This is a genomic window from Streptomyces sp. B21-083 (assembly GCF_036898825.1).
GTDB lineage: Bacteria > Actinomycetota > Actinomycetes > Streptomycetales > Streptomycetaceae > Streptomyces.
Map to the genome: position 1 here is coordinate 4,070,412 of NZ_JARUND010000001.1, position 12,914 is coordinate 4,083,325.

Annotated in this window: 11 protein-coding genes; 3 read left to right on the plus strand and 8 right to left on the minus strand. The window is 69.3% G+C overall.

Annotated elements, in window-relative coordinates:
• Positions 1-7 precede the first annotated feature (7 nt).
• Together QA861_RS18230 and QA861_RS18235 are read right to left on the minus strand one after the other, a co-directional pair.
• Positions 8-199 carry a DUF397 domain-containing protein gene (locus QA861_RS18230; protein WP_334589384.1) on the minus strand — a complete coding sequence of 64 codons (192 nt, stop codon included), beginning with the start codon at positions 197-199 and terminating at the stop codon, positions 8-10.
• Complete coding sequence (locus QA861_RS18235) at positions 196-1,041, minus strand: helix-turn-helix domain-containing protein (RefSeq protein WP_334589385.1); 846 nt, start codon at positions 1,039-1,041, stop codon at positions 196-198. Before QA861_RS18235 ends, QA861_RS18230 begins: the two co-directional genes overlap by 4 nt.
• A gap of 139 nt (positions 1,042-1,180) precedes the next feature.
• On the opposite strand from QA861_RS18235, the gene QA861_RS18240 reads away from it, so the two are divergent.
• Entirely contained in the window at positions 1,181-1,624 is a 444-nt protein-coding gene (locus tag QA861_RS18240) for a hypothetical protein (RefSeq protein ID WP_334589386.1), read from the plus strand.
• On the plus strand, positions 1,594-2,115 hold the full coding sequence (locus QA861_RS18245) for a PH domain-containing protein (RefSeq protein ID WP_334589387.1): 522 nt from the start codon (positions 1,594-1,596) through the stop codon (positions 2,113-2,115). Before QA861_RS18240 ends, QA861_RS18245 begins: the two co-directional genes overlap by 31 nt.
• A 77-nt stretch (positions 2,116-2,192) precedes the next feature.
• On the opposite strand, the gene QA861_RS18250 is transcribed toward QA861_RS18245, so the two are convergent.
• Both QA861_RS18250 and QA861_RS18255 read right to left on the minus strand, forming a co-directional pair.
• Positions 2,193-4,463, minus strand: coding sequence for an MMPL family transporter (locus QA861_RS18250; protein ID WP_334589388.1), 2,271 nt, complete (start codon positions 4,461-4,463; stop codon positions 2,193-2,195).
• Between the two features lie 161 nt (positions 4,464-4,624).
• Positions 4,625-5,233, minus strand: coding sequence for a TetR/AcrR family transcriptional regulator (locus tag QA861_RS18255; protein ID WP_334589389.1), 609 nt, complete (start codon positions 5,231-5,233; stop codon positions 4,625-4,627).
• A gap of 225 nt (positions 5,234-5,458) precedes the next feature.
• On the opposite strand from QA861_RS18255, the gene QA861_RS18260 reads away from it, so the two are divergent.
• Complete coding sequence (locus QA861_RS18260; RefSeq protein ID WP_334589390.1) at positions 5,459-8,764, plus strand: S41 family peptidase; 3,306 nt, start codon at positions 5,459-5,461, stop codon at positions 8,762-8,764.
• A gap of 289 nt (positions 8,765-9,053) precedes the next feature.
• Here QA861_RS18260 and QA861_RS18265 read toward each other — a convergent pair whose 3' ends face one another.
• The 4 genes from QA861_RS18265 to QA861_RS18280 all read right to left on the minus strand — a co-directional run bounded on the left by QA861_RS18265 (position 9,054) and on the right by QA861_RS18280 (position 12,826).
• Positions 9,054-9,287, minus strand: coding sequence for a hypothetical protein (locus tag QA861_RS18265; protein ID WP_334589391.1), 234 nt, complete (start codon positions 9,285-9,287; stop codon positions 9,054-9,056).
• An 88-nt stretch (positions 9,288-9,375) separates the two neighbouring features.
• A complete protein-coding gene (locus QA861_RS18270; RefSeq protein WP_334589392.1) occupies positions 9,376-10,284 on the minus strand; it encodes an SDR family oxidoreductase in 909 nt (302 codons plus the stop codon).
• Entirely contained in the window at positions 10,281-11,276 is a 996-nt protein-coding gene (locus QA861_RS18275; RefSeq protein WP_443041504.1) for an alpha/beta fold hydrolase, read from the minus strand. The genes QA861_RS18270 and QA861_RS18275 overlap by 4 nt, the downstream gene beginning before the upstream one ends.
• Positions 11,273-12,826, minus strand: coding sequence for a flavin-containing monooxygenase (locus QA861_RS18280; protein ID WP_334589393.1), 1,554 nt, complete (start codon positions 12,824-12,826; stop codon positions 11,273-11,275). Before QA861_RS18280 ends, QA861_RS18275 begins: the two co-directional genes overlap by 4 nt.
• Positions 12,827-12,914: the final 88 nt, after the last annotated feature.

Below are 12,914 nucleotides of genomic sequence, written 5' to 3' on the forward strand. Positions count from 1 at the left end.
CGGCACGTTAGCGGGCGGACAGATGCGTCACGAACGAATTCCAGCTGGTTGGCGCGAGGGTCAGGTGCGGGGTCTCGACGGGGCTCTTGGAGTCCCGGATGTGGATGGTGACGGGGGTGGCGGCGACCTCTACGCAGTCACCGGGTTCGCCACTGCTGCTGTAGCTGCTCTTGAACCAGTGCAGTTCCGAGGTGCTCATAACGCTCCCAGCGCTTGCTCGATGAAGGCCAGCGACTCCCTCGGTGGGAGAGCCTGTGCCCGAATCATCCCATAGCGCAGTTCAAGGATCCGAAGGTCCCTGGGAGTTGAGACCGGACGGCCGTTGAACGCACCGTCGGAGCGCCCAACCGCCGTACCGTCAGCGAATTTCAGCACCTCGATCAAGCCCTGCGTCCCGGCGTGCTCATCACTGTCGGTCGGCATGACCTGAAGGGTGACGTTTCTCAACCGTCCTACCTCCAGCAGGTGTTCAAGCTGGCGGCGCAACACCGGCTTCCCACCGTAGGGACGCTCCAGCGTCGCCTGCTCCTGGATGAAATTGAGCGAGGGCACGGGGTCCGCGTCGAAGACCGACTTCCGAGCCATACGCGCGGCAGTCTCCCTCTCCATCACTTCCCGGGACAGTGGAGGCTGCGTCATCTCGAACAACGCCTTCGCGAACTCCGGCGTCTGCAACAGGCCGTGGATGTTGTGGTTGCTGTACAGCAACATCTCCACCGCCCGCTCCTCCAACTCCTTCAGCTTGCGCACCTTCTTCGGATACTGAGCCGCCTCCACATACTTGCGCAGAGCGCGAATCGCTCCTCCGGCGTTCAGCAACTCATCCGCGCTGTAAAGGAATTCGACCCGGGGAATCCGTGACCCCCGTTCGACCTTCCGGATCAGGTCCTCGCCGTAGCCCATGGCCCCCGCGAACTCGGGTACCGACATTCCGACGGCCTCCCGGTGGAACTTGATCACCCCGCCGACAACCTCGATCATCGGCGCCATCTCGTCACCGGGTTCGATCGCCCAGCCCGCCTCGTCCACGTCCTCGCTCATACCCACCTCCAACGGCGACCCGTACCCGTACGGCACCCCGGACAGGCAGGACAGACGGGACAGACAGCGGGGAGGTCACCCACATGGGTGATCATCACCCGATTGGCCGCGAATAGGCATACCCCCCAGTCATATGCTCGTGACTGTTCGTCACGAGAGGACAGACGTCATCACGATGGTCAGTTCCCCGCACGAGGCGATGCACCGGATCTTCCGCGAAGAACCAGGGCTCTTCGCCCGCGTCGCCCGCAAGCTCGACATCCCGGCGTTCGGAACACCGATCTCCGTCACCGAACTCCCGACCGACCTCAGTGAGACCCAACCCGTGGAGCGACGGGTGGACACGCTGTTACGGATCGACGAAGCGGACAGCAGCTACATCCTCGCGGTCGAGGCGCAGGGGAAACCCAACGCGTCCAAGCACGGCACCTGGGCGTACTACATGACCTTCGCTCAGGAAAAGTACAAGCTTCCGCCGCTGCTCCTCGTCATCTGCAAGAACCAGCGGACCGCGGACTGGGCAGCCCGTCCCGTGAAGTTCGGCCCACCGCAGTGGCAAGTCTCGCACTGCAGCCGCTGGTGATCGGACCACGCGACATCCCCGCCGTCGAATCGCTGGACGAAGCGACCCGTGACGTACCCATGGCCGTTCTGTCCGCCATTCTGCACGCCGACGAACGGTCGGCGGATGGCACACTTAAGTTGCTCGCAGCAGCGCTGAGCGCCATGGAGGCCCGTGACCCGGAACGAGCGGGGCTCCTCGCGGAATTCACCAGCCAGGGCCTGGGCAGGACCGAGGCATTCAAGATCTGGAGCGAACTCTTGAAGACCGACACCTCATTCTTCACGTCGTTGGTGGCCGAGGGAATCCGAGCCGAGGGAGAAGCCAAGGGCCTCGCCCACTACCTCCTCCACCGCCTCGAACGTCGGGACATCCCCGTCTCCGACGCCGACCAGGACCGCATCACCACCTGCGAGGCTCCCGAAACCCTCACCCGCTGGATCGACCGCGCCATCACCGCCACCTCCACGGCCGAGGTGTTCGCCGAAGACCCGGCTGCCGAGCAGAAGTAGCGCTGGCGACGGGCAAGAGGGGCACCCCGCGCTGCGCGGGGTGCCCCTCTTCATCGTGCTCGGCCTGTTCAGGCCGGTCAGACCTCGACCAGCTCCCGGTCCTCGTCCTTGGGACGGTTGTCGTCGTCCAACGTGCGCAGGCCCTCGCCCTCGACGTCGACGTTGGGCAGGACGCGGTCCAGCCACTTCGGCAGCCACCAGGCCCGCTTGCCCAGCAGGGCCAGTACCGCCGGGACGATCGCCATGCGGACGACGAACGCGTCGAAGAAGACGGCGATCGCCAGGCCGAAGCCGAACAGCTTGATCATCGACTCGCTGGAGCTGATGAAGCCGCCGAAGACGGCCATCATGATGATCGCGGCGGCGACCACGACCCGGGCGCTGTGCCTGAAGCCGGTCACCACGGCGTCGGACGGCGACTCGCCGTGGACGTACGCCTCCCGCATCCGGGTCACGAGGAACACCTCGTAGTCCATCGCGAGGCCGAAGACCACGCCGACCATGAAGATCGGCACCATCGACATGATCGGGCCGGTCTCGTCGACGCCGATCAGGCCGCTCAGCCAGCCCCACTGGAAGACCGCGACCACGGCACCGAGCGCGGCGAGGACGCTGAGCAGGAAGCCGAGGGCCGCCTTCAGCGGGACCAGGATGGAGCGGAAGACCAGGATGAGGAGCAGGAAGGCGAGGCCCACCACCAGGCCCAGGTACGGGATCAGGGCGTCGTTGAGCTTCTGCGAGAAGTCGATGTTCATCGCGGTGGTGCCCGTGACCAGCACCGTCGCGCCGGTCTCGGCCTTGACGCCGGCGCTCTCGTCGCGGATCGCGTGGACCAGGCCCTCGGTCTGCGTCGAGGACGGCTTGGAGTTCGGGATCACGGTGATCGTCGCGGTGTCGCCGGCCTGGTTGAACTGGGCCGGGGTGACCGTGACGACGTCCTTGAGACCCTTGATTTTGTCGGCCAGCTTGTCGACGCCTGCCTGGGGGTCGGCGACGCCCTGCGCGTCGTAGACGACCATCAGGGGACCGTTGAAGCCGGGGCCGAAGCCTTCCGACAGCAGGTCGTACGCCCTGCGCTGGGTCGTGGACGTCGACTGTGAGCCGTCGTCGGGCAGGCCCAGCTCCAGCTGGGTGACCGGGAGCGCGATCGCGCCGAGCCCGAGGACGCCGAACATCAGCACGGCGACCGGCCGGCGGATGACGAAGCGCGCCCAGCGGGTGCCCATGTTGGGCCCGGCCGGCTTCTCGGACGTGTCGCCCTTCGCGTCGGAGAGCGCGGCGGTCGGCGCGTCGGTGAGCTGCTCGCCCTTCTTGTTCCGCCTGCTCTTCTTCTGTCCCGCAGGCTGGACCTTCCGGCCCGCGTAGCCGAGGAGCGCCGGGATGAGGGTCAGTGCGATGAGGACGGCGACCACGACCGTGCCGGACGCGGCGAGGCCCATCTTGGTCAGCATCGGGACGTTGACGACCGCGAGGCCCGCAAGGGCGATCACGACGGTGAGGCCCGCGAAGACCACGGCCGAGCCGGCGGTGCCGGTGGCGCGGCCGGCCGCTTCCTCGTGGTCTCGGCCGTCGGCCAGCTCGCCCCGGTAGCGGGAGACGATGAACAGCGCGTAGTCGATACCGACCGCGAGACCGATCATCAGTGCGAGCGTGGACGTGGTGTCGCCGAGGTCGAGCGCGTTGGCGAGAGAGGTGATGGTGGCGCCGGCGATACCGACGCCGATGATCGCCGTCAGCAGCGGCAGACCGGCCGCGACCAGCGAGCCCAGGGTGATGACGAGGACGATCGCGGCGATGGCGATACCGACGGCCTCACCGACAGCCCCCGGCTCGGCCGCCGCCTGCAGCGCGTCACCGCCGACGTCGACGGTCAGCCCGGTGGCCCGCGCCTCGTCCCCGGCCTTCTCCAGCGCGGTCTTGGTCGAGTCCGCCAGTTCCATGCCGGGAAGCTTGTACTTCACCGACGTGTAGGCGACCGACCCGTCCCTGCTCACGGCGTGCGTCGTGAACGGGTCGCTGACGGAGATGACTTCGGAGCCGTCGCCCAGTTGTTTGACGGTCTTCTCGACGGTCGCCTTGTTGGCGGCGTCCGTCATCTTCTGGCCCTCGGGCGCCTTGAAGACCATGCGGCCGGTCGCTCCGTCGGCGCTGGCGCCGGGGAAACGCTGTTCCAGCAGGTCGAAGGCCTTCTGGGCCTCCGTACCCGGAATGGAGAAGGAGGTGGTGCCCGCGGCGGGCGCGCTGGCCGCGCCGACTCCCGCGAGCGTCAGCAGCGCCACCCATATCAGGGCGACGAAATGCCGTCGCCTGAAGGCGAGCCGGCCGAGTTTGTAGAGGAACGTGGCCACGAGGGCGTACTCCCGGTCAGGTCGTTGAACAGCAACAGGGCGTGTTTGACCGGCCTGTTGGGGCGCAGGCGGGATCAGACCGACGTCGTGAGCAGTCGCGTCAGGTACAAGTGGGTTGTCTTACAAGGGGTGTCGGGGTACTGCAGACGTCAGGCGGCCGGTCAGTCACTAGTACTGACGCCGAGGGCGGGGAGCACCACGGCATCGAGGTACGAGCTCAAGTAGGCCTGCGTCGGGGGAAGTTCGTCGATGAGCGTGCGAGCGATGAAGCCGCCGACCATCATGTGCAGCACATAGCCGATAGCCGGATTGTCCGCGCGGATCTCACCACGGTCGACGGCACGGTGGAGCACCTTGTTGAACTCCACCAACTCCGGCTCGACCAGCAGTTCCCGCAACGCCTGAAGGAGATCCGGGTTCGCGTGGGCCGCCATACCCAGAGCTCGCAACAGCGCGGAGTTCTGTTCCATGGCACAGTCGTCCTCCCGGCCCAGCAGGGCGCGGAAGTCGCCGCGCAGGGACCCGGTGTCGACGTCTGAGACCTGGACACCACCCGGCTTGAAGTGCCGCATCGCCCTGACGACCAGTTCGGCCTTGCCGCCCCACTGGCGGTAGAGCGTGGCCTTGCTGGACTTCGTACGGGCGGCGACGGCGTCCATGGTGAGGGCCTCGTAGCCGACTTCCCGGAGCAGGTCGAGCGTGGCGCCGTACAACTCGGCCTCGCGCTCGGGCGTGATCCGACTACGACGCGCCGTTGCGACCTCGGTCATGCCACTCACCCTTTCCGGCTCCGGTATCGGACGACACCGTTTCGTACAGCTCCGCCGTACGTCAATGAACATACCCCGAGAATAATAGAAACGAAACCGTTTCGTACGTGTCGTCACTCACGGACGGTATCGGGAACCATTCAGGAACCGGACATTTCGTAAATTGACCGGACGGGAAGCGGGTCCGAAGTTGCTGGGGCCCCGTTCCCGGAAAAGCATGGGGAGGTGAGCTATCTGCGCCTGCCCCACCTCAGCGGCGACCTGCTGTGCTTCGTCGCCGAGGACGACCTCTGGCTCGCCCGCCTCGACGGAGACAACGGAGACAACGGAGAAGAGGGGCCGGGGTCTCCCGGTACCGACGGCCGGGCCTGGCGGCTCACCGTCGACCGTACGAAGGTCGGGCACCCGCGCTTCTCGCCCGACGGCCGGCACATCGCGTACACGAGCTGGCGCAGCCTCGTGCCCGAGATCCACCGGGTCCCGGTGGACGGCGGCCCCGCGCGGCGGCTCACCTACTGGGGCAGCGCCGACACCCAGGTCTGCGGCTGGTCCCCGGACGGCGGCATCCTCGCCGTCGCCTCCCACGGCCAGCCCTTCTCCTACTTCACCTGGGCCTACAGCGTGCCGTCGGACGGCGGGCCCGGCGGACGGCTCCCCTGGGGCCCGGTCTCCGACATCCAGGTCGCGGACATCGCCGGAGAGCGCAAGACCCTCCTCCTCACCGGCACCCCGCCGCACGAACCGGCCGCCTGGAAGCGCTACCGGGGCGGTGCGACCGGCCGTCTCTGGCTGCACGGCGAGCGTCTGCTGCCCGACCTCGACGGCCACCTCCACTCCCCGATGTTCGTCGGCGACCGCATCGCCTTCCTCTCCGACCACGAGGGCATCGGGAACCTGTACTCGTGCGCGTACGACGGTTCCGGCCTGCGCCGCCACACCGACCACGACGCCTTCTACGCCCGGCACGCCTCCAGCGACGGCACCCGCGTCGTGTACCAGTGCGCGGGCGACCTGTGGATCGTCGACGACCTCGCCGCCGACTCCCTCCCCCGCCTCCTCGACGTACGGCTCGGCGGACCGCGCGCCGGCCGTCGTACGTACCAGGTGCCCGCCGCGCAGCACGTCGACGGCATCTCGGTCGACGAGACGGGCCGCGCGAGCGCCGTCGTCGTACGCGGCAGCCTGTACTGGCTGACCCACCGCGACGGCCCGGCCCGGACGATCACGGACACCCCGGGGGTACGCGTCCGGCTGCCCGAGATGCTCGGCTCGGGCGGGCAGGTCGCCTACGTCACGGACGCGGAGGGCGAGGACGCGATCGAGATCGCCTACCTCCCGAGGGCCAGCGGGGAGCGGGAGCCGAGGCGGCTGGCGTCCGGCGGCCTTGGCCGGGTACTGGAACTGGTGTCCGACCCGGCGGGCGAACGCCTCGCCATCGCCGCCCACGACGGCCGCCTCCTCCTCATCGACGCGAGGGAGGAGCCGGACGGGGAGTCGAACGGGGAAGGGGGTGGGGAGTCGGACGGGGAGCTGACGGAGCTGATCTGCTCCCTCAACGGCCCGGTCACGGATCTCGCCTTCTCCCCGGACGGCGCCTGGCTGACCTGGTCGCACCCGGGCATCGGCCGCTCCCTGCGCCAGATCAAGATGGCCCGGATAAAGGATCGCCTGATCGTCGACGTGACCAACGGCCGCTTCGAGGACGAGAACCCGGTCTTCACGCGCGACGGCCGCTATCTCGCCTTCCTCTCCTGGCGCGGTTTCGACCCCGTGTACGACGTCCACACGGGCGACCTCTCCTTCCCGCTCGGCTGCCGCCCCTACCTCGTCCCCCTCTCCTCCGCCACGCCCTCCCCCTTCGCGCTGTCCCCCGACGGCAGGCCGGCCGCCGGTGGCCTGGACCCCGCCGAGGACGAGGGCGCCGACGGCACGGTGATCGTCGAGGTCGAGGGCCTGGAGAGCCGGGTGACGCCCTTCCCTGTCGCCGCCTCCAAGTACTCGGCGCTGTATCCGGTCGCGGGCGGCGGCCTGGTGTGGCTGCGCTGGCCGATCTCGGGCGCGCTGGGCGAGACGTTCGCGAACCCGGACGACACGAGCGGCCGGCCCACCCTCGAACACTTCAACCTCAGCAAGGGCAAGAAGTCCGAACTCGTCGACCACCTCGACTGGTTCGCGGTGAGCGGCGACGCCTCGCGGCTGGTCGTGGTCGACGAGGACGAGCTGCGCGCGGTGCCGTCCACCGACCCGGGCGACGCCGACACGACCGTCTGGATCGATCTGCGCCGGGTCCTGCACGAGGTCGACCCCCCGGCGGAATGGCGCCAGGCGTACGAGGAGGCGGGCCGCCTGATCCGCGCCTACTTCTGGGAACCCCGGATGTGCGGCATCGACTGGGACGCGGTGCTCGCGCAGTACCGCCCGCTCGTCGAACGGGTCGCGTCCCCCGACGAGTTCGCGGATCTCCTGCGCGAGGTCCTGGGCGAGCTGGGCACGTCCCACGCGTACGTCACAGCCGCCCGCCGTAACGAGGGCCCACCCCACTACCAGCGCCGACAGGGCCTGCTGGGCGCCAACTTCGTGCGCAGGGAGGGCGGTTGGCTGCTGGACCGGATCCTCCCCGGCGACTCCTCCGACTCCAAGGCCCGCTCCCCGCTGGCCGGTTCGGGAATCCGGGAGGGCGCGCTGCTCACCCACGTGGACGGCCGCCCGGTGGACGCCGTGACGGGCCCCTTCCCGTTGCTCGCGGGAGCGGGCGGTACGACGGTGGAGCTGACGTTCACGGCGGCGGAGGGTGAGGGTCGGGCCAGGCGGGTCGCGGTGGTCCCCCTTGTCGACGAACGCCCGTTGCGCTACCAGGACTGGGTGGCCAAACGCCGGGAAGTGGTACGCGAGTTGAGCGACGGACGGTGCGGCTACCTGCACATCCCCGACATGGGCGGCTCGGGCTGGGCCCAGTTCAACCGCGACCTGCGCATGGAGGTGTCGAGGCCGGCCCTCATCGTCGACGTGCGCGGCAACGCGGGCGGCCACATCAGCGAACTGGTGGTGGAGAAGCTGACGCGCACGATCCTGGGCTGGGACCTGACACGCAACGCCCAGCCGGTCTCGTACGCCTCGAACGCCCCCCGGGGCCCGGTGGTCGCCCTCGCGGACGAGGCGACGTCCTCCGACGGCGACATGATCACGGCGGCCTTCAAGCTGCTGGAACTCGGCCCGGTGGTCGGCCAGCGGACCTGGGGCGGAGTGGTCGGCATGACCGGCCGCCACCGCCTGGGCGACGGCACGGTGATCACGGTCCCGATGAACGCGGCCTGGTTCGACACCTACGGCTGGACGGTCGAGAACCAGGGCGTCGCCCCGGACCTGGAGGTCCTGCGCACCCCCCTGGACTGGGCAGAGGGCCGCCACGTCGAAACGGACGACGCCATCAAACTGGCCCTGGCCCTCCTGGAAACCCACCCCGCGGCAACCCCCCCGACCTACGACAAGGTCCCCAACAGAACCAGACCAAAACTCCCCCCACGTTCTTGACCAACAGCAGGGGCCAAGTTGTTCCTGACCAGACGCGCGCCCAGGTTCTTCTTTGACCAGACGCGCGCCAGTTGGTTCTCGACCAGACGCGCGCCAAGTTGTTCTTGAACAAGCGCGGGCCAAGTTCTCGACGGGCGCCCAGGTCACCTACCCAGGGGCGCGGGGAACTGCGCGACAAGCCCCCACCGGCCCCGCACCCGAAAACACACCCGAAAACGCACGCAAAACAAAAACGCAGGGTGCCCTCACAGAAACCGAGGGCACCCCACGCAACCGCACTCAAGCAGGACTACGACTCGTAGTCCTGGTTCATACGGTCCTCTTCGTCCCGCATCGCCCGCTCCGTCTCCTCATCACGAGGACGCCCCCGCTCCGGAGTCTCGCCCTGCCGGCGCTGCCCCTCCTGCCCCGGCTGACCCGGCTGACGCTGGCCCTGCTGGCCTTGCTGACCCTTCCGGGCCTGCTGCTCCATCTTCTCCTTGGCCTGGCGGGCCTTGTCCTGCATCTCGTCCTTCATGCCCATGTGGGTTCACTCCCGTAATTGGGTGAGGGGATGGGGGCTCGACCACATTTACACGCCCAGACAAAGCGCGCATTTCGATCAGTAACGTTCAGTCACCGACCCCGTCCGACCCCCGCCCGACCACCACCCCCCGAGCCTCCTCGTCCGCCGCCCCACCCGCGCCCACCAGCCCGGTACCCATCCCCTGCAACCGCCCGGAGAACCGCCCGACCTCCCGCTGCCCCACCGCACCGATCAGCCCCGGCAGATACCCCCGTACGCCCTGCATCCCGCGCAGCCACCACTGCCCGTACACATGGCTGGACCGTCGTTCGATCCCCGCCACGAGCCGGTCGACGGCCGGCCCCAGCGGATACGTCTTGCCGGCCGGCCACGGCAGCCGTTGCCGCAACTCCCGCATGACGTCGTCCTGGTCGGCCCCGCGCACCATGTCGGTGTCGGTCCAGGACAGATACGCGACCCCCACCCCGACGCCCTTGTACCCGACCTCGGCGCGCAGACAGTGCGCGTACGCCTCGACGCCCGACTTGGACGCGCAGTACGCGGACATCATCGGCGCCGGCGTCATGGCGGCCAGGGACGCGATCTGCAGGAGATACCCGCGGCTCTCGGTCAGCACCGGCAGGAACGCCCGGCCCGTGACCGCCGACCCGATCAGATTGACCTCGATGACCCGCCGCCACGACTCCGGATCGGAGTCGACGAAGGGCCCGCCGCTCGCGACCCCGGCGTTGGCGACGACGATGTCGACCTTCCCGAACCGTTCCTTGACCTCCGCCGCCACCCGGGACATCGCCTCGTGATCGGTGACGTCGGCGTACCAGTACGCGCTGTCGGTGTGCAGCCGGCCGGCCACCTCCTTGAGCACCTCGGCCTCCAGCCCGACCAGCGCGACCCTGGCCCCGCGAGCGGAGAGCTTGCGCGCGAGCAGCTCACCGACCCCCCGAGCGGCCCCCGTGACGACAGCGACCTGCCCATCCAGACTGACCTTGCTCATGCGCTCTCCTCCATACGTACACTGCTGTCGGCCTGCGCGCTCTCCGCGCCGTGCGTGCCGGGTGTGCCCAACCGCCCGTACAGCGCCACGAGTTCACGGATCACCCCGGTCACCGCCCCCGGCGCCTCCACCGGCGTCATGTGCCCGAGCCCGGGCAGCTCGGTCACGCTGTGACACCGGGGCAGCACGGCGGCCAGCGCCCGCGCGTGAACGGGCGGGGTGAGCCGGTCGGCCGTACCCACGACGACTGCGGTCGGCACGGTCAACTCACTTACCTGAGCGTCGAGTTGCACCCCGTCCAGCACCCGCGCCCAGGCGTACCGCACCCTGCGCGGACACGCGTGCACGATCCGGGCGCACGCCTCGACCATGGCGGGCGTCGAACCGGCGCCCATCGTCGCGTACTTGAGGACGCGCTTGGAGACCGGCGTGACCGGCCCCATCGGGGCGCGTGAGCTGAGGCTCCGCCGGGTGAGCCAGGTGCGCAGCCGCCCGGCACGCATCGGCAGGACCAGCGACTCGGCGACAAGCCGCGAACTGCCGGTGCTGCACAGCAGTACGGCCGCCGTGTGCTCCCGGAACCCCGGCCGCGCGGACGCGGCCAGCACCGTCATCCCGCCCATGGAATGGCCCACGACGACGGCCTTCTCACCGGGCGCCAGGGTCGCCGCGAGGACGGCTTCCAGGTCGTCGGCGAGGAGGTCGGTACCGCAGACGGGGCTCGCCGGGCTGCGTCCGTGGCCGCGCTGGTCGTAGGCGACGACCCGGTGATCGGGGGCGAGTTCGCGGATCTGGGCGGCCCAGAAGGCGGTGGAGCAGGTCCAGCCGTGCGCGAGGACGACCACGGGCCCGTCGGCCACGCCGTGCACCTCGACATGCAGCCGGGCCCCGTCGGCGGAGACGGCGGTCAGCTCACGGGAGGGGACGGTCGGGGTGTACGGACCGTCCGTCACGGACGACGGCGGTCGCCCGGACCGCGTCAGGCGGCTCACGCGCCCACCTCCACAGCGGAGTTGGCGTCCTCGGTGCCGTTTCCGGAACCGCCGGTCGCCCGCAGGACCTCGTACTCGGCGAGATCCACCCGCCGGGTCGCCCGCCGGAACTCGGACGTCGTACCGGGCCAGATGGTGGTGTTGCGCCCGTTCGCGTCGAGGTACCAGCTGCTGCACCCACCCGTGCTCCACACCGTGCGCCGCAGCCGCTCCTGGACCCGGTGGTTCCAGGCGTCGACGGCGGCGGGCCGGGCATCAAGGGCCACCCGGCCCCCGAGAACGTCCAACTGCCGTACGTAGTCGGCCATATAGCTCAACTGCGACTCGATCATGAGGATCATGGAGGAGTTCCCGAGGCCGGTGTTGGGCCCGATGATCGTCATCCAGTTGGGGAATCCGGCGGCGGAGGCACCGCGCAGTGCCCGCATCCCGCTCTCCGCCCAGGCCTCGGCGAGCGTCCGCCCGTCGGCCCCGACGACCCGGTCCGCGATGGGCATGTCGGTGACGTGGAACCCCGTACCGAAGACGATGGCGTCGACCTCGGCGGTACTGCCGTCTGCGGCGACGACGGTGGAACCCCGCACCTCGCTCAACCCGCTGGCCACGACATCCACGTTGGGCCTGGTGAGCGCCGGATAGTACGCGCTCGACAGCAGGATGCGCTTGCAGCCGATGCGGTAGTCGGGGGTGAGTTTGGCGCGCAGGGCCGGATCCTTGACCGCGCGGTGCATGTTGCGCTTGGCCAGCGCCTCCACGGCCCCGAGCTCACCCGGATGCTTGGTGAACGCCTGGACCTGCAACTCCCTTACGCCCCAGGAGAGTCCGCGCCGCAACCGGGTGGTGAAGGGCAGCGCGCGGTGCACGGCCCGCTCGGCGCCGCCGATGGCCCGGTCGATGCGGGGCATCACCCAGGGCGGGGTGCGCTGGAAGAGGGTGAGGCGGGAGACGTCCGGCTGGATGGCGGGCACGATCTGGATGGCGGAGGCGCCGGTCCCGACCATCGCGACCCGCTTGCCGCGCAGGTCGTAGTCGTGGTCCCAGCGGGCGGAGTGGAAGACCTTGCCGGGGAAGGTGTCGAGCCCCCGGACGTCCGGCACCCTGGGGTCGGAGAGCGGCCCGGTGGCGGAGACGACGAGATCGGCGAGCAGGGTCCCGCTACTGGTCTCGATGACCCACGCCAACCGGCGCGCGTCCCAAGTCATCGTCTTCACCTCGGAGTTGAGGCGGAGATGGGGCCGCAGCCCGAAGACGTCGGTGACGTGCTCCAGATAGGCGCGGATGTGCTCCTGCCCGGAGAAGGCGCGCGGCCAGTCGGGATTGGGCGCGAAGGAGAACGAGTACAGGTGGGACGGCACGTCACAGGCGCAGCCCGGATAGCTGTTGTCGCGCCAGGTCCCGCCGACGCTGCCGGCCCGCTCCAGCACGACGAAGTCGGTGATCCCCTCGCGGCGCAGCCGCACGGCGGCCCCGAGCCCCCCGAACCCGGACCCGATCACCGCGACCCGCACATGTTCGTGTTCGGCTTCCTGTTCGGCTTCCTGTTCGGCCATGCCGATGCCCTTCCCTGCGCGACCGCGCCAGTGAACACTGGCGCAATGGGGAGAGTAGAGGAGGTCCGTACCGATGGGTAGGGTCCGG

What these genes read in the sequence shown, in the direction of transcription:
- QA861_RS18265 (WP_334589391.1), bottom strand. Translation starts at nt 9,287, where the DNA reads ATGGGCATGAAGGACGAGATGCAGGACAAGGCCCGCCAGGCCAAGGAG.
- QA861_RS18255 (WP_334589389.1), bottom strand. Translation starts at nt 5,233, where the DNA reads ATGACCGAGGTCGCAACGGCGCGTCGTAGTCGGATCACGCCCGAGCGC.
- QA861_RS18235 (WP_334589385.1), bottom strand. Translation starts at nt 1,041, where the DNA reads ATGAGCGAGGACGTGGACGAGGCGGGCTGGGCGATCGAACCCGGTGAC.
- QA861_RS18280 (WP_334589393.1), bottom strand. Translation starts at nt 12,826, where the DNA reads ATGGCCGAACAGGAAGCCGAACAGGAAGCCGAACACGAACATGTGCGG.
- QA861_RS18270 (WP_334589392.1), bottom strand. Translation starts at nt 10,284, where the DNA reads ATGAGCAAGGTCAGTCTGGATGGGCAGGTCGCTGTCGTCACGGGGGCC.
- QA861_RS18230 (WP_334589384.1), bottom strand. Translation starts at nt 199, where the DNA reads ATGAGCACCTCGGAACTGCACTGGTTCAAGAGCAGCTACAGCAGCAGT.